Origin of the sequence: Streptomyces resistomycificus, assembly GCF_001514265.1 — a bacterium.
GTDB lineage: Bacteria > Actinomycetota > Actinomycetes > Streptomycetales > Streptomycetaceae > Streptomyces > Streptomyces resistomycificus.
Window position 1 is genome coordinate 745,797 of record NZ_KQ948991.1, and the last position, 26,086, is coordinate 771,882.

A 26,086-nucleotide genomic window follows, 5' to 3' on the forward strand; every position below is an offset into this window, starting at 1 on the left:
AATGTGAAGCTCGACTAAATCCGTCAGCGTGTCCGGGCGCAATAGGTGTCCCGAGGTGATCCGGGATCTTTCCCGGAAATTTTCATGAGCGCACCCCTCCGATACCGGATCGTGATGGCGGTCACGTAGGTTCCTACAACTCTACCCGCGTAGAAATTTTGTGCGGGTAGTCTGAAGACACCTGCAGGAACCTGCTCAGCACCACAACACCGGGAGTGCCAGTGGCACGCGTCGTAGTCGACGTCATGCTCAAGCCGGAGATCCTCGACCCCCAGGGCCAGGCGGTGCAGCGCGCACTGCCGCGGCTGGGTTTCGAAGGCATCTCGGACGTACGTCAGGGAAAGCGATTCGAACTGGAAGTTGACGGGCCGGTCGACGAGGCCGCGCTCGCCCGCATCCACGATCTTGCGGAATCCTTCCTCGCCAACACCGTGATCGAGGACTTCTCCGTCAAGGTGGAGGAAGTCGCGGAGGCCGCGAAGTGACCGCTCGTATTGGCGTCGTCACTTTCCCGGGCAGCCTCGACGACCGGGACACCCAGCGCGCGATCCGCCTCGCGGGCGCCGAACCGGTAGCCCTCTGGCACAAGGACAAGAACCTCCACCAGGTCGACGCCGTGGTGCTGTGCGGTGGTTTCTCCTACGGCGACTATCTGCGCGCCGGGGCCATCGCCCGTTTCTCGCCGGTGATGGAGCCCCTGCTGGAGCAGGCGAAGGCCGGTCTGCCGGTGCTCGGCATCTGCAACGGCTTCCAGATCCTCACCGAGGCCCATCTGCTGCCGGGCACGATGCTGCGCAACGACCACCTGCACTTCATCTGCCGTGACCAGAAGCTGCGGGTGGAGAACGCCGAGACCTCCTGGACCACCGACTACACGGCCGGCCAGGAGATCCACATCCCGCTGAAGAACAACGACGGGCAGTACGTCGCCGACGCGTACACGCTCGACCAGCTGGAGGCCGAGGGCCGCGTCGCCTTCCGGTACCTCGACTTCAACCCCAACGGTTCGCAGCGGGACATCGCCGGCGTCACCAACGAGGCCGGAAACGTGGTCGGTCTCATGCCGCACCCCGAGCACGCCGTGGAGCCGCTCATCGGCACCGGTCGCACCGACGGCCTCCCCTTCTTCACCTCGATCCTCAAGAAGCTGGTCAACGTATGAGCCGGACGCCTCTGGACACGGTCGAGCACGCGACCGCGACCCCCGACGTCGAGCTGCCCTGGGCCGAACTCGGTCTGAAGAAGGACGAGTACGAGCGGGTGGTGGAGATCCTCGGCCGCCGCCCGACCGGCGCCGAGCTCGCCATGTACTCGGTGATGTGGTCCGAGCACTGCAGCTACAAGTCCTCGAAGGTCCACCTGCGCCAGTTCGGCGAGAAGGCCCCCCAGTCCGACGCGCTGCTCGTGGGCATCGGCGAGAACGCGGGTGTCGTCGACGTCGGCCAGGGCTACGCGGTCACCTTCAAGGTCGAGTCGCACAACCACCCGTCGTACGTCGAGCCGTACCAGGGCGCCGCGACCGGCGTCGGCGGCATCGTCCGCGACATCATCGCCATGGGCGCGCGGCCCGTCGCGGTCGTCGACCCGCTGCGCTTCGGCGCGGCCGACCACCCCGACACCAAGCGGGTCCTGCCCGGCGTCGTCGCCGGCATCGGCGGCTACGGCAACTGCCTGGGCCTGCCCAACATCGGCGGCGAGGTCGTCTTCGACGCCTGCTACCAGGGCAACCCGCTGGTCAACGCCGGCGCCATCGGTGTCATGCGGCACGAGGACATCCACCTCGCGAAGGCGTCCGGCGCGGGCAACAAGGTCATCCTGTACGGGGCCCGGACCGGCGGCGACGGCATCGGCGGCGCGTCGATCCTCGCCTCCGAGACCTTCGACGACGCCAAGCCGTCGAAGCGCCCGGCCGTGCAGGTCGGCGACCCCTTCCAGGAGAAGCTCCTCATCGAGTGCACCCTGGAGGCCTTCGCCGAGAAGCTGGTCGTCGGCATCCAGGACCTCGGCGCGGCCGGCCTGTCCTGCGCCACGTCCGAGCTGGCCTCCAACGGTTCCGGCGGCATGCGCGTCACGCTGGACGACGTACCGCTGCGTGACTCCACGCTCTCGCCCGAGGAAATCCTCATGAGCGAGTCGCAGGAGCGCATGTGCGCGGTCGTCGAGCCGGCGAAGGTCGACCGGTTCCTGGAGATCTGCGACAAGTGGGACGTCATCGCCACGGTCATCGGTGAGGTGACCGACGGGGACCGTCTGGAGATCTACTGGCACGGCGGCAAGATCGTCGACGTCGACCCGCGCACGGTCGCGCACGACGGCCCGGTCTACGAGCGCCCGTACGCCCGCCCGTCCTGGCAGGACGCGCTCCAGGCGGACGACGCGAACAAGCTGGCGCGGCCCGCGTCGGGCGACGAGCTGAAGGACCAGGTCCTGAGGCTGGTGTCGTCCCCGAACCAGGCCTCGAAGTCCTGGATCACCTCGCAGTACGACCACTTCGTGCAGGGCAACACGGTGCTGGCCCAGCCCGAGGACTCGGGCATGATCCGCATCGACGAGGAGACCGGGCTCGGCGTCGCCATCGCGACCGACGGCAACGGCCGGTACGCCAAGCTGGACCCGTACCACGGTGCCCAGCTCGCGCTGGCCGAGGCGTACCGCAACGTGGCGACGACCGGCGCCAAGCCGCTCGCCGTCTCCGACTGCCTGAACTTCGGCTCGCCCGAGGACCCGGCGGTGATGTGGCAGTTCGCGGAGGCCATCCGCGGCCTGGCGGACGCCTGCCAGCAGCTCGGCACCCCGGTGACCGGCGGCAACGTCTCCCTCTACAACCAGACGGGCGAGGTGGCCATCCACCCCACGCCGGTGGTCGCCGTGCTCGGCGTCATCGACGACGTCGCCCGCCGCACGCCGGTCGCCTTCCAGGAGGAGGGGCAGCTGCTGTACCTCCTCGGCGACACGCGTGAGGAGTTCGGCGGTTCGGCCTGGTCGCAGGTGATCCACGACCACCTCGGCGGACTGCCCCCGAAGGTCGACCTGGAGCGTGAGCGCCTGCTCGCCGAGATCCTGATCTCCGCCTCCCGCGACGGCATGATCGACTCCGCGCACGACCTGTCCGACGGCGGTCTGATCCAGGCGGTCGTGGAGTCCGCGCTGCTCGGCGGCAAGGGCGCGCGGCTGGTCGTACCCGACGGACTCGACGCCTTCACCCTCCTGTTCTCGGAGTCGGCGGGGCGTGCGGTCGTGGCCGTGCCGCGTTCGGAGGAGCTCCGCTTCAACGACATGTGCGGGGCGCGCGGCCTGCCGGTCACGCGCATCGGTGTCGTGGACGGCGACTCGGTCGAGCTCCAGGGCGAGTTCGAGCTCCCGCTCGAGGAGCTGCGAGAGGCCCACGAGGGCACGATCCCGGCGCTGCTCGCGTAAGCGGCACCCAAGCGGTCCTGAAGGGCCCCGCCCGACTCGTCGAGTCGGGCGGGGCCCTTCGCCGTGTGCCGAGTGGCCGGGCTTCGCCCGTACGGTCCCGCGCAGCCGCTCCTCCCCCGACCGGGACCAACTCCCTCACGACGGCCTGACCCGCACCTCCGCCCCGGTCTGCCCGCCCGCCTAGGCTGGCCCCCATGCCCCCGGCCAAGAAGCGCGCCCGCACCTACGACCCCGCCAAGATCCGCACCGCGGTCCTGGCCCAGTTCGGGCACGTACGGGAGGCGGTCGGCACCCTCACCCCCGAGCAGTCGGCGCTGCCCACCCGGCTCGGCGACTGGACGGTACGGGACCTGGCCGCGCACGTCGGAATGGCCCTCGGGGCGGTCGTACGGCTGCTCGAGGAGCCCGCGCCGCCGAAAGCGGACGGCGCGCTGCTCGACTGGCCGCACGCGATCCGCGCCGACGCGGCGGACATCGCCTCTCACGCCCGTGACCTGGCCGAGCGGCACCCGGACCTCGCCGCCCATCTCGCCGACGTCGAACAGCGCTTCACCGCCCGCCTCGCCGACCACCCCGGCACCCGTCTCCTCGCCACCAGCGCGGGCGCCCTCTCGCTCGACGACTACCTGGTCACCCGTACCGTCGAACTCGTCGTCCACACCGACGACCTGAACGCCGCCGTCCCCGGCCTTGACATCCCCCACGACCGTCAGGCCCTGGCCGCCGCCACCCGGCTGCTCGCCGACACCCTCGCCGCGAAGGCCCCCGGCGGCTCGACCGAGGTGCGGATCCCGCCGTACGCCGTCGTCCAGTGCGTCGAAGGCCCGCGGCACACCCGTGGCACCCCGCCGAACGTCGTCGAGACCGACCCGCTGACCTGGATCCGGCTGGCCACCGGACGCCTGACGTGGGCGGAGGCGCTCGACGGGGCGAAGGTGAACGCCAGTGGGGAGCGGGCCGACCTGGGCGGACTCCTGCCGCTGCTGAGCTGACGGCACCCGAGGGGAACCAACCACCCCACCCGTCCCGTCGAATCGGCATGTACAGGCAGACGGACACACAGAAGGACAGGCAGAAGCGGCGACTGGCCCTCACCGCTACCGCGGCCGTGGCCCTCGTCCCGTTCGCCGCGGCCTGCGGCAACGAGAAGGCGGACGGCGGTTCCGTGCGCGCCGCCCCGGCCGTCACCGGCGTGCACTGGAGCGTCGACAGCGTCACCGTCGACGGCACCACCCACCAGGCCCCCGCCGACGCCCACGTGGAGATCACCGACGGCAAGGCGGCCGGCAACTACGGCTGCAACCACTTCAGTGCCAAGGCCGTGGTCGAGGGCGACGGCATCCGCCTCAGCGACCCCACCTCGACCGGGATGGCCTGCGAGGACCAGCCCATGGCATTCGAGCGGACCCTCGCCCGCACCCTCGCCGCCGGCACCCTGAAGACCGCGGTGGAGGACGGCCACCTCACCCTCACCACCGAGGCCGGCGACCGCGTCGAACTCACCAAGGCGAAGGACGCCCCCCTCTACGGCACCACCTGGACCGTCACCTCCCCCGCCGGCACCGACAAGGCGCACCTCACCTTCGACAAGAAGGCCGGCAAGGTCACGGGCAGCCTCGGCTGCAACAAGGTGAACGCCGATGCCACGGTCCGCGACGGACGTATCACCCTGGGCGCCCCCTCCACCACCCGAATGGTGTGCGACGCCTCACTCATGAATGTGGAGAAGGAGCTGCTGGGCCTCTTCGACGGCACCGTGAGCTACCGACTCGATCACCGAACTCTCTCGCTGACCAGCGAAAACGACGACATCGTCACCGCGGTCGCGGGCAAGTGATCCTTTACCGCAGCTCAGGGGCGGGCATTCCCCAATTCGGACCAGTGGTCGACCTCGCCTACACTCGGGGGCGTGCCACGTGGTGACGGACGACTCAACCACGACCTGCTCCCCGGCGAGAAGGGCCCCCAGGACGCTTGCGGCGTCTTCGGTGTCTGGGCTCCGGGCGAAGAGGTCGCCAAGCTCACGTACTTCGGGCTCTACGCCCTCCAGCATCGGGGCCAGGAATCCGCGGGAATCGCGGTCAGCAACGGCTCCCAGATCCTCGTCTTCAAGGACATGGGCCTCGTTTCCCAGGTCTTCGACGAGACCTCGCTCGGTTCGCTCCAGGGTCACATCGCGGTCGGTCACGCCCGCTACTCGACCACCGGTGCCTCCGTGTGGGAGAACGCCCAGCCGACGTTCCGCGCCACCGCGCACGGTTCGATCGCGCTCGGCCACAACGGCAACCTGGTCAACACGGCGCAGCTCGCCGAGATGGTCGCCGACCTCCCGAAGGACACCAACGGCCGTTCCACCCGGGTGGCCGCCACCAACGACACCGACCTGCTCACCGCGCTGCTGGCGGCCCAGGTCGACGACGACGGCAAGCCGCTGACCATCGAAGAGGCGTCCGCCCGGATCCTCCCGCAGGTCAAGGGCGCCTTCTCGCTCGTCTTCATGGACGAGCACACCCTGTACGCCGCCCGCGACCCGCAGGGCATCCGCCCGCTGGTCCTCGGCCGCCTCGAGCGCGGCTGGGTGGTGGCCTCCGAGTCCGCCGCCCTCGACATCTGCGGCGCCGCCTACGTCCGCGAGATCGAGCCGGGCGAGTTCATCGCGATCGACGAGAACGGTCTGCGCACGTCCCGATTCGCGGATGCGAAGCCCAAGGGCTGTGTCTTCGAGTACGTGTACCTGGCCCGCCCCGACACCGACATCGCCGGGCGGAACGTGTACCTCTCCCGCGTGGAGATGGGCCGCAAGCTCGCCAAGGAAGCCCCTGCCGAGGCCGACCTGGTCATAGCGACCCCGGAGTCCGGCACCCCCGCCGCCATCGGCTACGCGGAGGCCTCCGGCATCCCGTTCGGCGCCGGACTGGTGAAGAACGCGTACGTCGGCCGTACGTTCATCCAGCCCTCCCAGACGATCCGGCAGCTCGGCATCCGGCTGAAGCTGAATCCGCTGAAGGAAGTCATCAAGGGCAAGCGCCTGGTCGTCGTCGACGACTCCATCGTGCGCGGCAACACCCAGCGCGCCCTGGTCCGCATGCTCCGCGAGGCGGGCGCCGCCGAGGTCCACATCCGGATCTCCTCCCCGCCCGTGAAGTGGCCCTGCTTCTTCGGCATCGACTTCGCGACCCGCGCCGAGCTCATCGCCAACGGCATGACCATCGACGAGATCGGGACCTCGCTGGGCGCCGACTCCCTGGCGTACATCTCCATCGACGGGATGATCGAGGCGACCACCATCGCCAAGCCGAACCTCTGCCGCGCCTGCTTCGACGGCGAGTACCCGATGGATCTCCCGGACCCCGAGCTGCTCGGCAAGCAGCTCCTGGAGACCGAGCTGGCCGCCGGACCCGCCGCCACGGCCGCGGCCGACGCGATCCGTCGTCCTTAGACGGCCGTCGGCCCGTAAACACCTGCTTTTCTGCCGTACGACACGAAAGTTCTCACCGTCATGTCTGAGACAACTGGTGCCAGCTACGCAGCCGCGGGCGTCGACATCGAAGCGGGCGACCGCGCCGTAGAGCTCATGAAGGAGTGGGTGAAGAAGACGCAGCGCCCCGAGGTCCTCGGCGGCCTCGGCGGTTTCGCCGGCCTCTTCGACGCCTCCGCCCTCAAGCGCTACGAGCGGCCCCTCCTCGCCTCCGCGACCGACGGAGTCGGCACGAAGGTCGACATCGCGCGCCGGTTGGGCGTCTACGACACGATCGGCCACGACCTGGTCGCGATGGTCATGGACGACATCGTGGTGTGCGGCGCCGAGCCGCTGTTCATGACCGACTACATCTGCGTCGGCAAGGTCCACCCCGAGCGGGTGGCCGCCATCGTCAAGGGCATCGCCGAGGGCTGTGTGCTCGCCGGCTGCGCCCTGGTGGGCGGCGAGACGGCCGAGCACCCGGGCCTGCTGGGCGAGGACGACTTCGACGTGGCCGGCGCCGGTACCGGGGTCGTCGAGGCCGACCGCCTCCTCGGCCCGGATCGCATCCGTAAGGGTGACGCGGTCATCGCCATGGCGGCGTCCGGTCTTCACTCGAACGGGTACTCGCTGGTCCGGCACGTCCTGCTGAACCAGGGTGGGCTGTCCCTGGACGCGCGGATCGAGGAGTTCGGCCGCACGCTGGGCGAGGAGCTCCTGGAGCCCACCAAGATCTACTCTCTGGACTGCCTGGCGCTGACCCGCACCACCGATGTGCACGCCTTCTCGCACATCACGGGCGGCGGGCTCGCCGCCAACCTGGCCCGTGTCATCCCCGACGGGCTGCACGCGATCGTCGACCGCTCCACCTGGACCCCGGCCCCGGTGTTCGAACTGGTCGGCAGGACCGGCCAGGTCGAGCGCCTGGAGCTGGAGAAGACGCTGAACATGGGCGTCGGCATGATGGCGATCGTGCCGGAGGAGTCCGCGGAGGTCGCGCTGACGACCCTGGCCGACCGCGGGGTCGAGTCCTGGATCGCCGGCGAGATCACAGACCGCGGCGAGCACACCACGGGTGCGGAACTGGTCGGCGACTACGCCTGACGAGGGCAGAGCAAAACCCGGTCCGGCGGTGGAAACCGCTGGACCGGGTCAAGCCAGAGCCGAATCGTCAAGCACCGCGACGTTGAGACGTCGGACCGGACTGGTCGTCTTCGTCGTCATCGTCGGCGTTGTAAAGATCCGCATACTGGGCGTATGGGTCGTCTTCGTCTTCGTCGTCCTCGAACGGCTCGCCATTCGGCGGCTGGCTCGAAGTCGAAGCGCCCAGCTCATTGGCCAGACGCGAGAGGTCAGTCCCGCCGCTGCTGTACTTCAGCTGGCGGGCGACCTTCGTCTGCTTGGCCTTTGCCCGGCCGCGCCCCATGGCTCGACCCCCTCGGATACGGGGCTCGGTGGCCCCAGAGTCTTGACACGCGTTCATGATCTGGAACGGGCTCTCCGCAGAGAGACCGGTCCGTAGGGCTTCCACGGTACCTGAGCCCACGCCCATACGGTACGTCGCCCGCATGACAGGAGCGGACCCAGGACCCGCGAGGTGCCCCGTCCTCGCTGGTCAACCGCGATTTTAACCACTTCTTGGCGGGCGACCCGCCGACGAACGTGAGAGTTCTCTCTAAGTGCCCGTCGGCGGGTACCGGCCAAACGTGCGAGAGGGGCCGGGTCGCGCCCGGGAACCCCCTCCGGCTCAGCGGGTCCGGCGGGCCGCGGCGGCCTCGTGCATCCGCTGCTCGGCGATCCGGTCGGCCGCGGCGGCCGGCGGAATCCCATCCGTATTCGCACGTGCGAATATGGCCAGCGTGGTGTCGTAGATCTTCGCCGCCTTCGCCTTGCACCGGTCGAAGTCGAACCCGTGCAGCTCGTCGGCGACCTGGATGACCCCGCCCGCGTTCACCACGTAGTCCGGCGCGTAGAGGATCCCGCGGTCGGCGAGGTCCTTCTCGACGCCCGGGTGGGCGAGCTGGTTGTTGGCGGCACCGCAGACGATCCTCGCGGTCAGCACCGGCACGGAGTCGTCGCTCAGGGCCCCGCCCAGCGCGCAGGGCGCGTAGATGTCCAGCCCCTCGACCCGGATCAGCGCCTCGGTGTCGGCGACCGCGCTCACGCCGGCCGGATGGGCCTCGAGGATCCGCCGCACGGCCTCCTGGCGCACGTCGGTGATCACGACCTCGGCGCCCTCCGCGCGCAGGTGCCCCACCAGGTGGTGGCCGACCTTGCCCACGCCCGCGACGCCGACCCTGCGGTCGCGCAGCGACGGGTCGCCCCACAGGTGCTGCGCGGAGGCGCGCATGCCCTGGTAGACGCCGAAGGCGGTGAGGACGGAGGAGTCGCCGGCGCCGCCGTTCTCGGGCGAGCGGCCCGTCGTCCAGCGGCACTCGCGGGACACGACGTCCATGTCGGCGACGTACGTGCCGACGTCACACGCGGTGACGTACCGGCCGCCCAGCGAGGCCACGAACCGGCCGTACGCGAGGAGCAGTTCCTCGGTCTTGTCGCGCTCCGGGTCGCCGATGATCACGGCCTTGCCGCCGCCGTGGTCGAGACCGGCCATGGCGTTCTTGTACGACATCCCGCGGGCGAGGTTCAGCGCGTCGGCGACGGCCTCCGCCTCGTTCGCGTACGGGTAGAAGCGCGTACCGCCGAGCGCGGGGCCCAGGGCGGTGGAGTGGAGGGCGATGACGGCCTTGAGACCGCTGGCCCGGTCCTGGCAGAGCACGACTTGCTCATGACCCCCCTGGTCCGAGTGGAACAGGGTGTGCAGTACATCAGCAGGTGCGCCGATTACGTCGGTCACTGTGGTGACTCCTGAAGTAAGAAGCGGCGGTCGGAGGCAGGCTCCGTGCGGGTGGCGGGGCCTGTGAGCATGAGATTAGAGCCTCGGTGACCCCGGTCACCGTGCAGTGCTCAGGATCACCTACTCCCGGAGTACGTCCGTGCGACGATTTGCATAGTTTTCCCGCGCGTTTGTGTGCGGGTTGCGCAGGTTTTCCTGGCGGACGGTGGGGGAGAGAGCAGGCGTGCCCAAGGTGTCCTCGGTGATCGTCCCGTACGCGACCTATCTGCGCGTGTACGAGCCGCTGGCCGCCTTCCCGGAGCCGGAGCGCGGCCACTGGACGCGCTACGCCCGCCGCCCCGACCGCCCCACCTACCAGGACGAACTGCGCCGCTCCCTGGCCGACTTGCTGCCCACCCCGCCCGTCGCGGTGCCGGTGCACGAGAGCGGCGACGCGTTCGTGCTGGAGGTCGACGGCGTGGTCTGTGTGTGCCCGTGGCGCACCCGGCTGCGGGGCTGGCTGGCCCTGGGCGACCTCGGCGAGGAGCTGCCCCGACCGGTCCTGGACGCGGTGCTGCCCGAGGTCGTACGGCGCCAGGCGGCGCAGGACTACGAGCGCTGGCTGGAGCGCAACCCGGACGCCCGGCCCTGGATCCGCACGGCGACCTGGCAGGTGCCGCTGAGCTGGTTCGTGCTGGTCGCGGACGAGGAGCGGCGCTTCGACGAGGGCTCCGGCGAGATCCCCCCGGCACTGCGCTACCGCACGCCCATGGTGCAGGCCCGCCGGCGGGTGGCCCGGGGGCTCAGGGCGCTCAAGGAGGCCATGGACGAGGGCCCGCTGATCGACGGTCTGGTGGACGTCGGGCGCTGGCTGGAGGAGTTCCACCCGCGCTCGCTGGTGGAGCTGGACTACGGCGGCCTGGTGCACACGCTGCCGGCCGGCGAGCTGGAGGACGACCACTCGGCGGCCGACGTGGCCGCGGGCATCGAGGCGCTGCGGCTCGGTGACGGGGCGGCCGCGGGCGAGGCGTACGCGCGGCTCGTGGAGCGGTGGCGGTCGGTCCGCAACCTCCGGTCGGCCAACTGAACGTGGCTCGGGTCACGAACTGACGTTTGACCTGGCGCCCTTTTTGGGGTTTCGTCCTCGGATCGAGTTCTGTCCTGAGGTTTCGTCAACAAGGGGCGTAGATCCCGATCCGGGGCGTTTGCCGCCAAGCGTGACGGACCGCACTTACGCGGCCCTTGCGTCCCTTGCCCCTCCTCATGCCAAAATAGGACAAGGAGTCCGGCGAGGGCTCCCTTCGCCCTGCTCTGTCATGGAGTGGGGCGAATCTCAGCATTGCACGCTTTGGGGGGTCTGGTGACTCCTGATCGTCCTGTGACTGATCGTCACAGTGGCGTGACTGTCCGCTATGGCATGGTCCATCGGCTTCCGTCGCTGATGAACACCTGGAGGGGCAATTCCATCGGTTTGGCCGACGCGGCTGGACAGATGGTGTAGTTGTAGTGCCGAGGACAAGCCGTTCGTCCTATAACCGACTCGACTCGCGTCCGCCATTTCGGGCAACGCGGGTCAAGGTGCAGAATTTAGAGGAAAGAACCGAGAAGGTTCGGTTCTCCCGAGGAGGCCGCTCATGACCGCTCGCACCCCTGATGCCGAGCCGCTGCTGACCCCGGCTGAGGTCGCCACGATGTTCCGCGTCGACCCCAAGACGGTCACGCGGTGGGCGAAGGCCGGCAAGCTCACGTCGATCCGCACGCTCGGCGGGCATCGTCGTTACCGCGAGGCTGAGGTCCGCGCACTGCTCGCGGGTATCCCGCAGCAGCGCAGCGAGGCCTGAACAACTGAATACCCGGGCAAAACCGGCAGGTCCCCCAACATGCCGCGGCGCCCGGAACCCTAGCTTCAAGCGACGCGGGTTCTGCCCCAACGGAACCCACGCCCAAGCCCCTCCGGGCTTCCCAGGCAAGTGAACAGGGTGCGTCGTCGATCGCGCTGGACTCCGCCGAGTCCAGCGCGATCTTTTTTGTGCGCGCGTGTGTGCACGGCGTGGCCGGGCGGGCGGCTCTGTGGGCGAGCTTGTCGGACCCTGGGGAGGGGTGTCGGATCTCCTGTGGGCGCCCCTCCGAAGCTGGTGCAATTGCACATATTAAATTGACCAGTTGTAGGTGAGGGGTAAGTACCGCGTCGGTAAAAACTTATGCGGTGACACCCGTCACATGCCAGAGTCCTTGTTGCCCCTGGCTCATGTGCGCTAGAGGAGGCACGCGTTCCACCACCCCACGGTGGCACGGGTGTTGGGGCCGGACGGCGGTCATGCGCCGGAGGTGGTCCCGTCTCCCGCGGCGCCCTCCACCCCCTCCACCGCCTTCTTACCCTCCGTGGCCCTCGCGGACTCCACGGGCGGCTGTGCGGGCTGTGGGGGGCCGTCCATCGCCAGCCGCAGCAGGCGATGGCAGATCGGGCAGTGACGCGTCAGATGGCGATAGGAGGAGGCGGCCGACAGGTGCGCACGGAGCAACGCCCGCGTCTCGTGCCTAGCCGTTGCCGCCATACGCCACCTCCAGGGGGACCGCACGGGAAGCGGGCCCTGGTTTCTGGGTACCGAGCGAAAGTGACGGCGTCAAGGGCGCGGGGAAACGCCAGAGAGCCCGGGTCCGAAGACCCGGGCTCTCTGATCTGACGCGGTCCTGACGGGATTTGAACCCGCGGCCTCCACCTTGACAGGGTGGCGAGCACTCCAAACTGCTCCACAGGACCAGGTTTCGCAGTGCCATTCGTGCGTTGCGCTGCGAGAAGAGACTCTACAGGAGGGTGAGCCCGCTGGTCGAACTCACCCAGCGTGCGGGCGTCGTTACGGTACGGCCGCGTCGATCGCCTTCACGATCCGCTTGTCGGAGACGGGGTACGCGGTGCCGAGCGCGTGGGCGAAATAGCTGACCCGCAGCTCCTCGATCATCCAGCGGATGTCCCGCACCGCCGACGGGACCGGCCGGCCCTGCGGCATCTGCTCCAGGAGCCAGGCGTACTCGTCCTGCATCTCGTGGACCTTCTCCATGCGGGTGGTGTCCCGCTGGACGCCGGTCGGCATCTGCTGGAGCCGCCGGTCCGCGGCGACCAGGTAGCGCATGACGTCGGGCAGACGCCGGATGCCCGCCTCCGTCACGAAGCCCGGCTTCACGAGGGCGTCCAGCTGCTTGCGTACGTCCTGGAGGTTCGCCAGCAGCACAGGGCTGCGCACGCCCTTCAGGCGGCGCTCGCAGGCCTGCCAGGCGGCGAGGACCTGCTGTACCTGCCCGACCGCGCGGACGGTCGTGTCGACGATCTCGGCGCGCACCCTGTCGTACAGCTTCCGGTAGGACTCCTCGTCCCACGCGGGGCCGCCGAAGTCGCCGACCAGCTTGTCCGCCGCCGCCATCGCGCAGTCGTCGAAGAGAGCCTGGACGGAGCCGTGCGGATTGGCGGACAGGGCGATCTTCTGGGCGTTCGTCAGCTTCTCGGACGCGAACTTCGCCGGGTTGACCGGGATGTTGCGCAGGATCAGCCGCCGGGTGCCCTTCCACATCGCCTCGGCCTGTTCCGCCTCCGAGTCGAAGAGCCGAACCGAGACGGTGTCGCCGTCGTCGACGAGCGCCGGGTACGCCTTCACCGGCTGGCCGGCGCGGCGGGTCTCGAAGACGCGGCTGAGCGAGCCGATCGTCCAGTCGGTCAGGCCCGAGCGTTCCAGTGACTCGCCGCCCTGACGCTCGGCGGTGGCCGCGGCCGCCTGGGAGAGAGCCTGCCTGGCCTTCGGCTTCAGCCGGAGCTTCAGCGCCTGAAGGTCCTTGTCCTCGGCGAGGTTGCGGCGGCGCTCGTCGACGATCCGGAACGTGACGCGCAGATGCTCGGGGATCCGGGACCAGTCGAAGTCCTCCGCGGTGAAGGGGACCCCGACCATGCGCTTGAGCTCACGCGCCATGGTGGTGGTGAGCGGCTCCTGCAACGGCACCGCCTGGTCCAGGAACCTCTTCGCGAAGTTCGGCGCCGGCACGTAGTTGCGGCGGATCGGCTTCGGCAGGGACCGGATCAGTTCGGTGACCACCTCTTCCCTGAGGCCCGGGATCTGCCAGTCGAAGCCCTCGTCCGTGACCTGGTTGAGGACCTGGAGCGGGATGTGGACGGTCACACCGTCGGCGTCCGCGCCCGGTTCGAACTGGTACGTCACCCGGAACTTCAGCGGACCCTGCCGCCACGAGTCCGGATAGTCGGCCTTGGTGACGGCCTCGGCCGACTCCCGGATGAGCATCTCGCGCTCGAAGTCGAGGAAGTCGGGCTGTTCGTGCCGCTTGCGCTTCCACCAGGAGTCGAAGTGCGCGCCGGAGACCACGTGCTCGGGGACCCGCTGCTCGTAGAAGTCGAAGAGCGTGTCGTCGTCGACCACGATGTCCCGGCGCCGCGCCCGGTGCTCCAACTCCTCGACCTCGCTGAGGAGCCGGCGGTTGTCGGCGAAGAACTTGTGGTGCGTGCGCCAGTCGCCCTCGACCAGGGCGTTGCGGATGAAGAGCTCGCGGGAGGTCTCCGGGTCGATCCGGCCGTAGTTCACCTTGCGCTGGGCGACGATCGGGACGCCGTACAGCGTGACCTTCTCGTACGCCATCACCGCGGCCTGGTCCTTCTCCCAGTGCGGCTCGCTGTAGGTGCGCTTCAGCAGGTGTTCGGCGAGGGGCTCGACCCACTCGGGCTCGATCTTGGCGTTGACGCGGGCCCAGAGGCGTGAGGTCTCCACCAGCTCCGCGGACATCACGAAGCGCGGCTGCTTCTTGAAGAGGGCGGAGCCCGGGAAGATCGCGAACTTGGCGCTCCGCGCGCCCAGGTACTCGTTCTTGTTGCCGTCCTTCACGTCCTTCATGCCGACGTGGGAGAGCAGACCGGCGAGGAGGGAGACGTGCACGCTCTGGTCGGACGCGTCCTCCTCGTTCAGATGGATGCCCATCTGCTTGGCGACGGTCCGCAGCTGCGTGTAGATGTCCTGCCACTCGCGGATGCGCAGGAAGTTGAGGTACTCCTGCTTGCACATCCGCCGGAACGACGAGGACCCTCGTTCCTTCTGCTGCTCACGGACGTACCGCCACAGGTTGAGGTAGGCGAGGAAGTCGCTGGTCTCGTCCTTGAAGCGGGCGTGCTGCTGGTCGGCCTGGGTCTGCTTGTCGGCGGGGCGTTCGCGCGGGTCCTGGATGGACAGCGCGGCGGCTATCACCATGACCTCGCGGACACAGCCGTTCTTGTCGGCCTCCAGGACCATGCGCGCCAGGCGCGGGTCGACGGGCAGCTGCGCGAGTTTGCGGCCGGTGTCCGTGAGCCGTTTGCGTGCGTCCTTCTGCGCCGGGTCCAACGCGTTCAGCTCCTGGAGGAGTTGGACGCCGTCACGGATGTTGCGGTGGTCCGGCGGATCGATGAAGGGGAACTTCTCGATGTCGCCGAGGCCGGCGGCGGTCATCTGCAGGATGACGGAGGCGAGGTTCGTACGGAGGATCTCCGCGTCCGTGAACTCCGGGCGGGCCTCGAAGTCCTCCTCGCTGTACAGCCGGATGCAGATGCCGTCGCTGGTCCGTCCGCAGCGGCCCTTGCGCTGGTTGGCGCTGGCCTGGGAGATCGCCTCGATGGGCAGCCGCTGGACCTTGGTGCGGTGGCTGTAGCGGCTGATCCGGGCGAAGCCGGGGTCGATGACGTACTTGATCCCGGGGACGGTCAGTGACGTCTCGGCGACGTTGGTCGCCAGAACGATCCTGCGCCCGGTGTGCGGCTGGAAGACGCGGTGCTGCTCGGCGTGCGAGAGCCGGGCGTAGAGGGGGAGGACTTCCGTGAACCGGTAGTTCTTCTTGGTGAGGGCGTCCGCGGTGTCCCGGATCTCGCGCTCCCCGGAGAGGAACACGAGGATGTCCCCCTTGCCCTCCCCCTGAAGCTCCTCGACGGCGTCGCAGATCGCGGTGATCTGGTCGCGGTCGGAGTCGTCGCCGTCCTCTTCGAGGAGGGGCCGGTAGCGCACCTCCACCGGATACGTCCGCCCGCTGACCTCGACGATCGGCGCGTCCTGGAAGTGCCGGGAGAACCGCTCGGGGTCGATGGTCGCGGAGGTGATGACGACCTTGAGGTCAGGCCGCTTCGGCAGCAACTGCGCGAGATAACCGAGCAGGAAGTCGATGTTGAGGGACCGCTCGTGGGCCTCGTCGATGATGATCGTGTCGTAGGCGCGCAGCTCGCGGTCGGTCTGGATCTCGGCGAGCAGGATGCCGTCCGTCATCAGCTTCACGAAGGTGGCGTCCTGGTTCACCTGGTCGGTGAACCGCACCTTCCAGCCGACGGCCTCGCCGAGCGGCGTGTCCAGCTCCTCGGCGACCCGCTCGGCGACGGTACGGGCGGCGATCCGCCGGGGCTGGGTGTGCCCGATCATGCCGCGGACCCCGCGCCCGAGCTCGAGACAGATCTTCGGGATCTGGGTCGTCTTGCCGGACCCGGTCTCACCGGCGACGATCACCACCTGGTGATCGCGGATGGCCGCCGCGATGTCGTCCTTCTTCTGGCTGACGGGCAGCTGCTCGGGATAGCTGACGGCGGGCACCCGCCCGCTGCGCGCGCGCATCCGCTCCTCGGCCTTCGCCACCTCCGCCTCGATCTCGGCGATGACGGCGGCCCGGGCCTCCGGCTTGCGAATCCTGCGCGCGCCTTCGAGCCTGCGCCCGAGCCGGTGCGCGTCGCGCAGGGCCAGCTCGGTCAGGCGGGGGGCGAGAGCGCCGAGGTCGGGGGTGCCCGGAGCCACGGCGCCGGGGGCGGGGTGCGTAGACATACGCGATCCAGGATCTCATCCCCGCGATTTTCCTGGCGAACGCTTTTGCTCCCGGCGGTGCCCCGGCCGCCGCCTAGCCTCGGCGCATGCCCTCCTGGGAGGCTCCCGGCGACGCGACTCGTGAACAGCGAGAAGCCCTTCCGGGTGATCCCGGAAGGGCTTCTCGAATTGTGGCTGGGGCCGGGGTCGAACCGGCGACCTATCGCTTTTCAGGCGATCGCTCGTACCAACTGAGCTACCCAGCCACGAGGCTTCCGAGGAAGCCTCAGCGGTCCTGACGGGATTTGAACCCGCGGCCTCCACCTTGACAGGGTGGCGAGCACTCCAAACTGCTCCACAGGACCAAGCGTTGTGTACGACAGTGTCGCACACGGTGTTGCGTGCCCCCAACGGGATTCGAACCCGTGCTACCGCCTTGAAAGGGCGGCGTCCTAGGCCGCTAGACGATGAGGGCTATCGGCCCGCCTGGGCGCTTCTCAGCGCGTCGGGGACGTGAGAAGCATATGGGATGGCGGGAGGGATCGCCAAAACGGTTTACGGGGCGGTGGGAGTGGGGGCCGTCGGGGCCGTGGAGGCGGGCGAGGGGGACGGGGTCGCTCCGGGCTGGTTCTCCTCGACCAGGTGGCGGCTGACCTCGGCCGTCGTCAGGCCCAGGCCGCCCAGTTTGATCTCGTCCCAGGCCTGGAGGCGGCGGGTGTCGCGGTCCATGTAGAGGATCGACGCCTCGATGGGGTCGGGGTACTTGCCCTCGATCGCGCGCAGGCCGCTGCCACCGGTCGAGCCCTCGATCCGCAGGCGGGTGCCCTTCTTCAGGATCTCCATCTCGTTGTGGTGGACGTGGCCGGCCAGGACCAGCGGGACCTCGCCGTCCACTCCGCGGGCCGCCGACGGCTCGTGGGCGATGGCGACGTCGACGGGTTTGCCGGCGGTCCGCTGCGCGCGCAGGGCGGCGGCCAGGCGGGCGCCCGCCTCCTCCTGGGACTCCTCGGCACCGGGCTTGGTCGAGCGGTCGGGCGTGAACTGGGGGTCGCCGATCCCGGCGAAGCGCAGGCCGGCGACGGTCCTGGCCCGGCCGTCGTCCAGGACGAGCACGTTCTCGAGGCCTTCGAGGTAGCGCTGGGTGGTCATCGAGTCGTGGTTGCCGCGGACCCAGACGTAGGGGGCGCCCAGGTCCTCGATCGGGTCCAGGAAGCCGTTCTCCGCCGCCGAGCCGTGGTCCATCGTGTCGCCTGAGTCGACGATCACGTCGACCTCGTACTGCTCCACCAGCGAGGAGATGATCTGCCAGCTGGCCGGGTTCAGATGGATGTCCGAGACGTGCAGGACGCGGATGGTGGACGGGTCCGGCGCGTAGGCGGGGAGCGTGGAGGTGGCGTCGTACAGCTTCGTCACGTTCGTCACCAGGCGCGCCAACTCCTTCTGGTAGACGTCGAACTCGGTGACGATGCTGCGCGCGTTGCCGACCAGGGAGGGCGCGGAGGAGAGCAGGCCGGAGAACTTCGGTTCGAGGACCGATTCCGGGTTCCAGGTGGCGTACGCCGTGCCGCCGGAGGCGACGAGCAGGGTGAGCGCGAGGCCGCCGGCCGCGAGGGCGCGGCGGGGGCGGCGGTAGACCGCGAGGCCGAGGGCGGTGGCGCCGGAGACCACGGCGACGCAGGAGCGTACGGCCAGGTCCAGGGTGCCGTGCTCGACGTCCTCGGCGACCTCGTCCTGGAGGCCGGAGAGGCGTTCGGGGTGGTCGACCAGGGCCTGGGAGCGCACCGGGTCGAGCTGGTCGACGTTGACGTCCAGGCGGACCGGGGCCTGGTGGCTGTCCAACTGGAGGGCGCCGAGCGGCGAGACGTTGATCTTCGTGCCGCCGGTGAAGGACGGACGCAGGGTCATCGTCGTGTTCATGGGGCCGACCGGGGTCCGTACGTTGCCGACGATCAGCAGGCCCAGCCAGGCGCCCAGGACGACCACGGTGACCAGTCCCAGAGCGCGGGTCCACGGGTGGGGCTGGTGGACGAGCTCGACGGAGGGGTGGGGGCGACGGTCGCGGTAGTGACGGGCGAGGCCCCGCGGGGTCCTGCGCAAGGGGTTCACCATGTTCCGGACGGTGACGGGGACGCGAGCCATTGGTCCCGTATGCCCAAGTGCGAGCACGGATATGCGGGCACGCTCCGACTCTCCTACGGCGGCCGCGTACCCGACAATGGGCCTGTGCTGGAGATGACGCGCGAGGAGTTCGAGGAACTGGTCGCCGAGGCGCTGGACCGGATTCCGCCGGAGTTGACGCGGCTGATGGACAACGTCGCGGTGTTCGTCGAGGACGAACCCCCGGCGGACGATCCCGAGCTGCTCGGGCTGTACGAGGGGACTCCGCTGACCGATCGCGGGGAGTGGTACGCGGGGGTGCTGCCGGACCGGATCACCATCTACCGGGGGCCGACACTGCGGATGTGCCAGTCGCGGGAGGAGGTCGTCGAGGAGACCGAGGTGACGGTGGTGCACGAGATCGCCCACCACTTCGGGATCGACGACGCCCGGCTGCACGCGCTCGGATACGGGTGAGGGGCGGGTGCGGCCCGGCCGGCGCGGGTGGCAGCCGGCTGGCCCCGCTCTGACGCGGGTCGCGTGTCCTCTTGTGGGCGGCGGGAGTTGGGCAGGTTGACTTCTACGCCCTCCCCCGGAGGTGGCTGCCCGTGCGCCCCTTGTACGTACCCGTCCGTCTGGCCGCCACGGTCATGGCCGTCGCCGTTGCCGCCGGCTGCATGAGCGTCGGCGACGACGACGGTGGCAAGAGCGCCGAGCCCTCCCACTCCGCCGGACAGCGGGGCGGTGAGGCGCCCGACGGCGGGGCGGCGGGGCCGGGCGGCGCCGCCGGGTTCGGTGCGGCGGCCGAGGACGGCAAGCACGGGCACGGCAAGCGGGGGAAGGGCAAGGGCAAGGGGGCGTCCGCGTCGCCGTCCGCGTCCCCGTCGCGGAAGGCCGGCGCGTCGGCCTCGCCGGGTGCCGAGCCCGGCAAGGGCGAGCCGGACAGGCCGGGGCCACCCGCGCCGACCGCGCCCGAGCCGACGCCCACGCGCACGGCCGAGCCGCAGCCGACGCCTTCGGAGCCGCCGCCCGCCTCGCCGTCCCCGGAGCCCACGGTGGCCGAGCCCTCGTCGTCCGCGCACCCGGAGACGGGACCGCAGCTGGGCGAGCGGGAGCCGGCGCCGGAGGCGGGGTCCCCGGCGTAGTCGTGCCGGCGCGCCCGGGGCCGAGAGCCCGGTGTGACGTACGTCAACGAGGGTCGGTTTGCCCAGAGGGCGGGTGGGTGCGTATGGTGGTAGATCGTTTGATTCATTTGCCCGGCGCCAACGCAGAGCGCGCCGTGTGGCGCGTTCTCTCCCCTTACCGTGGCTGACCGCATAGAGGCGGTCGTATTGCGAAACACGGAGTTGACGGGCGCGTGCCGACGAGACTCCGGAAGGTTTCGCATACGCATGTCCATTTCCAGTACTGATCACGTCGTCGTGCCCGAGAACGAGGCAGCCGAGGACGCTCCCGAGGTCACGTTCGCGAGCCTCGGTCTCCCCGAGGGCGTCGTGCGCAAGCTCGCCCAGAACGGCGTGACCACCCCCTTCCCGATCCAGGCCGCGACCATCCCGGACGCCCTGGCCGGCAAGGACATCCTCGGCCGTGGCCGCACCGGCTCCGGCAAGACGCTCTCCTTCGGTCTGCCGACCCTGGCCGCGCTGGCCGGCGGTCGCACCGAGAAGCACAAGCCGCGCGCTGTCATCCTCACGCCGACCCGTGAGCTCGCCATGCAGGTCGCCGACGCGCTGCAGCCCTACGGCGACGTCCTCGGCCTGAAGATGAAGGTCGTCTGCGGCGGCACGTCGATGGGCAACCAGATCTACGCCCTGGAGCGCGGCGTCGACGTCCTCGTCGCCACCCCGGGCCGGCTGCGCGACCTCATCAACCGCGGCGCCTGCTCCCTCGCGAACGTCCAGGTCGCCGTGCTCGACGAGGCCGACCAGATGTCCGACCTGGGCTTCCTGCCCGAGGTCACCGAGCTGCTCGACCAGATCCCGGGCGGCGGCCAGCGCATGCTCTTCTCGGCCACGATGGAGAACGAGATCTCCACGCTGGTCAAGCGCTACCTGACCGACCCGGTCACGCACGAGGTCGACAGCGCCCAGGGCAACGTCACGACCATGTCGCACCACATCCTCATCGTGAAGCCCAAGGACAAGGCGCCGGTCACCGCCGCGATCGCCTCCCGCAAGGGCCGCACGATCATCTTCGTCCGCACCCAGCTGGGCGCCGACCGTATCGCCGAGCAGCTCTGCGACTCCGGTGTGAAGGCCGACGCGCTGCACGGCGGTATGACGCAGGGCGCGCGTACCCGCGTGCTCGAGGACTTCAAGAAGGGCTACGTCAACGCGCTCGTCGCGACCGACGTCGCCGCCCGCGGTATCCACGTCGACGGCATCGACCTGGTCCTGAACGTGGACCCGGCCGGTGACCACAAGGACTACCTGCACCGCGCCGGCCGCACCGCCCGCGCCGGCCGCACCGGCACCGTGGTGTCCCTGTCGCTGCCGCACCAGCGCCGCCAGATCTTCCGTCTGATGGAGGACGCGGGCGTCGACGCCGGGCGTCACATCATCAACTCCGGTACGGCCTTCGAGCCCGAGGTCGCCGAGATCACCGGTGCCCGGTCGATGACCGAGGTCCAGGCCGAGTCCGCGGGCAACGCCGCGCAGCAGGCCGAGCGTGAGGTCGCCCAGCTCACCAAGGAGCTGGAGCGGGCGCAGCGCCGCGCGACCGAGCTGCGCGAGGAGGCCGACCGTCTGGTCGCCCGGGTCGCCCGCGAGCAGGGTGAGGACCCGGAGGCCGCGGTGGCCGAGGCGCAGGCGGCGGTGGTGGCCGCGGCCGCCGAGGTGTCCGTCCCCGAGCAGCCGGCGGCGCAGGACGTCGACAGGGCCGACCGTGACGACCGCGGTGGCCGCTCGTACGAGCGTCGCGACAACGACCGTGGCGGCTTCCGCCGTGACGACCGTCGGGACGACAACCGTGGTGGCGGTTTCCGCCGTGACGACAACCGTGGTGGCGGCTTCCGTCGCGACGACCGTCGGGACGACAACCGTGGTGGCGGTTTCCGCCGTGACGACAACCGTGGTGGTGGCTTCCGCCGTGACGACCGTCGGGACGACAACCGTGGCGGTGGCCGTTCCTTCGAGCGTCGCGATGACAACCGTGGTGGTGGCTTCCGCCGTGACGACCGTCGGGACGACAACCGTGGCGGTGGCCGTTCCTTCGAGCGCCGTGACGACAACCGTGGCGGCGGCCGTGGCTTCGAGCGCCGTGACGACAACCGTGGCGGCGGCTTCCGCCGCGACGACCGTCCGGCCCGTCCCTTCGAGCGTCGTGACGAGCGTGGCGGCCACCGTGGCAGCGACCGCCCCTTCAACCGCGACCGCCAGGGCGACCGCCCGGGCTTCCGTTCCGGTGCGTCGCACGACCGTCCCTCCGGTCGTCGTGACGACCACCGTGGCGGCAGCACCGGCACCGGCACCGGATCCTTCGGCCGCCGCGACGACAAGCCGCGCTGGAAGCGCAACGGCTGACGCCGAGTGATTTGAGAAGGGCCCGTACGACTCCGTCGTACGGGCCCTTCGGCGTTCCCGAGTGGCGCAGGCAGCGGCCGCAGTAAAGGCTTTCCCAGGGGCGGCCGTCGACTACCGGAACCTTTGGGGCGGTTGTTAACATCCCAGGGCTTGCATGGGGGTGCGTGCCCGGGGGGAACACCGACGCGGCCGACCGCCATGCCTTTCTCACTTTCCCTGGGGAGGGACCCTTGACCCGGCGTGTCCGGATCGCACTCACTCTGCTGAGCCTGGCCGCCGTCGGCGCCGGCTCGCTCACCACCGCGGGCCTCGCTGCCGCGGACACCACGCCCATGCCCCTCGCCACCGGCGGTGTCTGGGGCCTCGACTACGAAGGCGGCGTCCTCACCACGGTGGAGACCGCCCCCAACGGCGAGCAGTTCGTCACCGACCGGGAGGTCTCCGCCGACGGTTCGACCGTGGGCGAGCTGAGCCGGCGCGGCTTCGCGGGCACCTTCGCGACCGGCGCCCACGCGCAGCGGGTCGCGTGCGACGCCGGGTCCTGCGTGCCGCTGCGCGCGGCCGGCAACGGCGACGTCGGCTACTTCCTCGTCAACGAGGACGGCAACGAGCGCGCCCAGATCTGGCTGAGCCCGAACAGCTACCACGGAAGCGCCGAACCCTCCGTCACCGGCGGCCGGTTCGTGGACGTCACCGGCCGCTACTACGTCTACGAGGCGGCCTCCACCGGCAAGCAGTACGTCGACTCCGTGCAGACGATGCGCAGCCAGGACGTGCGGCTGACCCGCACCGCCTCCGCGGCCTCCGTCTGGGGTGCGCGGCTGTACACGCCGGGATCCGGCGCCGGGGCGGTCACCGCGTACGACCTGGAACAGAAGAAGACCGTCGAGACGCTCGCCACCGGCGCGCCCTGCACGGTCAAGGAACTGCAGGTGGTGGGCCGCTGGGTCTACTGGAACTGCGGGGCCACGGGCGCGGCGGGCGTGTACGACCGTACGGCGAAGAAGAAGATCTCCGTGCCGTCCGGTGCCGCGCTGGTCGGTGACGGCTACCTGGTCCGGCACGACCGGAGCGCCGGGAAGCTGCTGCTGACCGACTTCCACACCGGTACGGCGGCCGCGCCGCGCGAGATCGCCGACCTGCCCGCCGGGCGCACCGCCGACCAGCGGCGCCAGACCTGGGCCGTGGACAAGTTCGGCGGGGACATCGCCTACCTGGACGCGGCCCGGACCGTGCACGTCGTGCAGAGTGGGGTGCCCTCGCAGTCGCTGGTGAAGATCGAGTCCGAGGTGGGCGACGAGTACGTGGAGGCCAGGTCCTCCTACTGGGGCAGCACCTGGCAGCTCAGCAAGCCGGCCGCCTGGACCTTCGCGGTGAAGGACTCCGCCGGCCGGGCCGTCTACCACGCCACCGGCACCGGTACCGAGGCCGAGGTGATCTGGAGCGGACAGACGGACGCGGGGACGTACGCCTACAACGGGCGCTACACCTGGACCCTGACCGCCACCGCGACCGAGGGCGGCGGCACGTACGGCACGAGCGGCAGCATCGGGCTCACCGGTGCCCGCCAGGGCCACCACGACCAGGGCGGCTACAGCTTCGGCGAGCTGGCCACGCTCAACTCCTCGGGTGGCCTGACCCTGCACTACACCGACGGCAAGGGCACCTTCGGCGCCAACAAGCTGTCGGCGTCCGGCTGGCCCGCGGGCTCGGTCGCGGTTCCCTTCGGCGACATGGGCAGCGACCGGTGCGCCGAGATGCTGGTGCGCGTGCCGAGCGGCGAACTGCGCCGGTACGCCGGCAAGTGCGGCGCCTCCTCCTACGCCCCGTCGAGCAGCCACACCTCGCTCGGCACGGGCTGGAACGCGTACAACGTGCTCACCGCGCCCGGTGATCTGACCGGTGACGGCCGCGTCGACCTGCTGGCGCGCAAGGCGTCGACCGGGGACGTGTACCTGTTCGCCAACACCGGTACCGGCAAGCTCAAGGCGGGCGTGAAGATCCGTTCCGCCTGGACCGGCTACACGAAGGTCGTCGGAGCGGGCGACCTGACCGGCGACGGCGTCGGGGACGTGCTGGCCCGCGACAAGGCGGGGACGCTGTGGCGTTACGACGGCACCGGCACCGGCCTGTTGAAGGAGCGGGTGAAGGTCTTCGCGGACTGGGGCGCCTCGTACAACGCGGTCGTGGGCGTCGGTGACATCACCGGCGACGGCAGGAACGACCTGGTGTCGCGGGACACCGCGGGCAACCTCTACCGCAACACCGGCAACGGCAAGGGGTCGTTCGCCGGACGGGTGAAGATCGCGAGCGGCTGGAGCGGCTACAAGGGCCTTTTCTAGCCAAGTTGTGACGTGTGTCACGCCCCCGGTGTGGGAATTGCTGGGGGCATGACAGATGACGGCACAGCGAGTGGGCACTCGGACCTCTCGGACGAGGAACGGCTGGCCCAGCTCGGTTACACGCAGGTTCTCGCCCGCCGCATGTCGGCGTTCTCCAACTACGCGGTCTCCTTCACCATCATCTCGGTCCTGTCGGGCTGTCTGACGCTGTACCTGTTCGGCATGAACACGGGCGGCCCGGCGGTGATCACCTGGGGCTGGGTGGCCGTGGGCCTGATGACCCTCTTCGTCGGTCTGTCGATGGCCGAGATCTGCTCGGCGTACCCGACCTCGGCGGGCCTCTACTTCTGGGCGCACCGCCTGGCGCCGTCCCGGACCGCCGCCGCGTGGGCGTGGTTCACGGGCTGGTTCAACGTCCTCGGCCAGGTCGCGGTGACCGCGGGCATCGACTTCGGCGCGGCGTCCTTCCTCGGCGCCTACCTGAACCTCCAGTTCGACTTCGAGGTGACGCCGGGCCGTACGGTTTTGCTGTTCGCGGGCATCCTGATCCTGCACGGCCTGCTGAACACCTTCGGGGTCCGGATCGTCGGGCTGCTCAACAGCGTGAGCGTGTGGTGGCACGTGGTGGGCGTGGCGGTGATCGTCGGCGCCCTGACCTTCGTGCCGGACCACCACCAGTCCGCGTCCTTCGTCTTCGGCGAGTTCGTGAACAACACGGGCTGGGGCAGCGGGGTGTACGTCGTCCTGCTCGGCCTGCTGATGGCCCAGTACACCTTCACCGGCTACGACGCCTCCGCCCACATGACGGAGGAGACGCACGACGCGTCGACGGCCGGCCCGAAGGGGATCGTCCAGTCCATCTGGACGTCGTGGATCGCGGGCTTCGTCCTGCTGCTCGGCTTCACCTTCGCGATCCAGTCGTACGACGGTGCCCTCGGCTCGTCGACCGGGGCGCCGCCGGCCCAGATCCTGCTGGACGCCCTGGGCGCGACGGCGGGCAAACTGCTGCTGCTGGTCGTGATCGGGGCGCAGCTGTTCTGCGGCATGGCCTCCGTGACGGCCAACAGCCGCATGATCTACGCCTTCTCACGCGACGGCGCGCTGCCCTTCTCCCACCTGTGGCACACGGTGAGCCCGCGCACCCGGACACCCGTGGCGGCGGTGTGGCTGGCGGCCGGCGGCGCGCTGGTGCTCGGTCTGCCCTACCTGATCAACGTGACCGCCTACGCGGCGGTGACCTCGATCGCCGTGATCGGCCTGTACATCGCGTACGTCATCCCGACGCTGCTGCGGCTGCGGAAGGGTGAGGCCTTCCAGCGGGGGCCGTGGCACCTGGGCCGCTGGTCGCGGGCGATCGGTGTGGTCGCGGTGGCGTGGGTCGGCGTGATCACGGTGCTGTTCATGCTGCCGCAGGTCTCGCCCGTCACCTGGGAGACCTTCAACTACGCCCCGATCGCCGTCCTGGTGGTCCTCGGTTTCGCCGCGACCTGGTGGCTGGCGTCGGCCCGGCACTGGTTCCTCAACCCCGAGCACGAGCGGACGCGGGCCCTCGCGGCGGCTCGTGTGAACGCCCCCGAACCGGTCGATCCCTGACACTCCGGGCCCGAAGCAGC

At 70.0% G+C, this 26,086-nt stretch carries 19 protein-coding genes and 4 tRNA genes; 14 read left to right on the plus strand and 9 right to left on the minus strand.

The window, feature by feature from the left end; genetic code table 11:
• Positions 1–221: 221 nt before the first annotated feature.
• The 7 genes from purS (at position 222) to purM (ending at position 7,981) form a co-directional block, all read left to right on the plus strand.
• Entirely contained in the window at positions 222–485 is a 264-nt protein-coding gene (gene purS / locus AQJ84_RS17945; protein ID WP_030043829.1) for a phosphoribosylformylglycinamidine synthase subunit PurS, read from the plus strand.
• Positions 482–1,162: a phosphoribosylformylglycinamidine synthase subunit PurQ gene (gene purQ / locus AQJ84_RS17950; RefSeq protein ID WP_030043828.1), complete on the plus strand. Its 681-nt coding sequence runs from the start codon at positions 482–484 to the stop codon at positions 1,160–1,162. Before purS ends, purQ begins: the two co-directional genes overlap by 4 nt.
• Positions 1,159–3,417, plus strand: coding sequence for a phosphoribosylformylglycinamidine synthase subunit PurL (purL, locus tag AQJ84_RS17955; protein WP_053192849.1), 2,259 nt, complete (start codon positions 1,159–1,161; stop codon positions 3,415–3,417). Before purQ ends, purL begins: the two co-directional genes overlap by 4 nt.
• Before the next feature lie 194 nt (positions 3,418–3,611).
• Positions 3,612–4,409, plus strand: a complete 798-nt coding sequence (locus tag AQJ84_RS17960) for a maleylpyruvate isomerase family mycothiol-dependent enzyme (RefSeq protein WP_030043825.1) — start codon at positions 3,612–3,614, stop codon at positions 4,407–4,409.
• Between the two features lie 47 nt (positions 4,410–4,456).
• On the plus strand, positions 4,457–5,254 hold the full coding sequence (locus tag AQJ84_RS17965) for an META domain-containing protein (protein ID WP_030043824.1): 798 nt from the start codon (positions 4,457–4,459) through the stop codon (positions 5,252–5,254).
• A gap of 72 nt (positions 5,255–5,326) precedes the next feature.
• Positions 5,327–6,856: an amidophosphoribosyltransferase gene (gene purF, locus AQJ84_RS17970; RefSeq protein WP_030043823.1), complete on the plus strand. Its 1,530-nt coding sequence runs from the start codon at positions 5,327–5,329 to the stop codon at positions 6,854–6,856.
• Positions 6,857–6,916: 60 nt separating this feature from the next.
• Positions 6,917–7,981: a phosphoribosylformylglycinamidine cyclo-ligase gene (purM, locus tag AQJ84_RS17975; protein WP_030043822.1), complete on the plus strand. Its 1,065-nt coding sequence runs from the start codon at positions 6,917–6,919 to the stop codon at positions 7,979–7,981.
• 67 nt (positions 7,982–8,048) lie between these two features.
• Here purM and AQJ84_RS17980 read toward each other — a convergent pair whose 3' ends face one another.
• Both AQJ84_RS17980 and AQJ84_RS17985 read right to left on the minus strand, forming a co-directional pair.
• Positions 8,049–8,303, minus strand: a complete 255-nt coding sequence (locus AQJ84_RS17980) for a DUF3073 domain-containing protein (RefSeq protein WP_030043821.1) — start codon at positions 8,301–8,303, stop codon at positions 8,049–8,051.
• A gap of 321 nt (positions 8,304–8,624) precedes the next feature.
• A complete protein-coding gene (locus AQJ84_RS17985; protein ID WP_053192847.1) occupies positions 8,625–9,731 on the minus strand; it encodes a Leu/Phe/Val dehydrogenase in 1,107 nt (368 codons plus the stop codon).
• 223 nt (positions 9,732–9,954) lie between these two features.
• On the opposite strand from AQJ84_RS17985, the gene AQJ84_RS17990 reads away from it, so the two are divergent.
• Positions 9,955–10,797 (plus strand): hypothetical protein, encoded by an 843-nt coding sequence (locus tag AQJ84_RS17990; RefSeq protein ID WP_030043819.1) that lies wholly within the window; start codon positions 9,955–9,957, stop codon positions 10,795–10,797.
• 547 nt (positions 10,798–11,344) lie between these two features.
• Entirely contained in the window at positions 11,345–11,551 is a 207-nt protein-coding gene (gene bldC, locus AQJ84_RS17995; RefSeq protein WP_003949541.1) for a developmental transcriptional regulator BldC, read from the plus strand.
• Positions 11,552–12,025: 474 nt separating this feature from the next.
• On the opposite strand, the gene AQJ84_RS44190 is transcribed toward bldC, so the two are convergent.
• The 7 genes from AQJ84_RS44190 to AQJ84_RS18030 form a co-directional block, all read right to left on the minus strand.
• Positions 12,026–12,265: a DUF6274 family protein gene (locus AQJ84_RS44190; RefSeq protein ID WP_037804159.1), complete on the minus strand. Its 240-nt coding sequence runs from the start codon at positions 12,263–12,265 to the stop codon at positions 12,026–12,028.
• Positions 12,266–12,396: 131 nt separating this feature from the next.
• Positions 12,397–12,471, minus strand: a tRNA-Asp gene (locus tag AQJ84_RS18005).
• Between the two features lie 94 nt (positions 12,472–12,565).
• Positions 12,566–16,534, minus strand: coding sequence for an ATP-dependent RNA helicase HrpA (hrpA, locus tag AQJ84_RS18010; RefSeq protein ID WP_053192845.1), 3,969 nt, complete (start codon positions 16,532–16,534; stop codon positions 12,566–12,568).
• Positions 16,535–16,705: 171 nt separating this feature from the next.
• Positions 16,706–16,779, minus strand: a tRNA-Phe gene (locus AQJ84_RS18015).
• A 24-nt stretch (positions 16,780–16,803) separates the two neighbouring features.
• Positions 16,804–16,878, minus strand: a tRNA-Asp gene (locus tag AQJ84_RS18020).
• 37 nt (positions 16,879–16,915) lie between these two features.
• A tRNA-Glu gene (locus AQJ84_RS18025) sits at positions 16,916–16,988 on the minus strand.
• A gap of 80 nt (positions 16,989–17,068) precedes the next feature.
• Entirely contained in the window at positions 17,069–18,652 is a 1,584-nt protein-coding gene (locus tag AQJ84_RS18030; protein ID WP_053192843.1) for a metallophosphoesterase family protein, read from the minus strand.
• 84 nt (positions 18,653–18,736) lie between these two features.
• Here AQJ84_RS18030 and AQJ84_RS18035 point away from each other — a divergent pair, with 84 nt between their 5' ends.
• From AQJ84_RS18035 to AQJ84_RS18055, 5 genes are all read left to right on the plus strand, one after another.
• On the plus strand, positions 18,737–19,087 hold the full coding sequence (locus tag AQJ84_RS18035; RefSeq protein ID WP_030043818.1) for a metallopeptidase family protein: 351 nt from the start codon (positions 18,737–18,739) through the stop codon (positions 19,085–19,087).
• Between the two features lie 131 nt (positions 19,088–19,218).
• Complete coding sequence (locus AQJ84_RS18040) at positions 19,219–19,755, plus strand: hypothetical protein (RefSeq protein WP_030043817.1); 537 nt, start codon at positions 19,219–19,221, stop codon at positions 19,753–19,755.
• A 246-nt stretch (positions 19,756–20,001) separates the two neighbouring features.
• Positions 20,002–22,131, plus strand: coding sequence for a DEAD/DEAH box helicase (locus AQJ84_RS18045; RefSeq protein WP_053192841.1), 2,130 nt, complete (start codon positions 20,002–20,004; stop codon positions 22,129–22,131).
• A 230-nt stretch (positions 22,132–22,361) separates the two neighbouring features.
• Positions 22,362–24,473: an FG-GAP repeat domain-containing protein gene (locus AQJ84_RS18050; RefSeq protein ID WP_030043814.1), complete on the plus strand. Its 2,112-nt coding sequence runs from the start codon at positions 22,362–22,364 to the stop codon at positions 24,471–24,473.
• Positions 24,474–24,521: 48 nt separating this feature from the next.
• Positions 24,522–26,066 (plus strand): amino acid permease, encoded by a 1,545-nt coding sequence (locus AQJ84_RS18055; protein ID WP_030043813.1) that lies wholly within the window; start codon positions 24,522–24,524, stop codon positions 26,064–26,066.
• Positions 26,067–26,086: the final 20 nt, after the last annotated feature.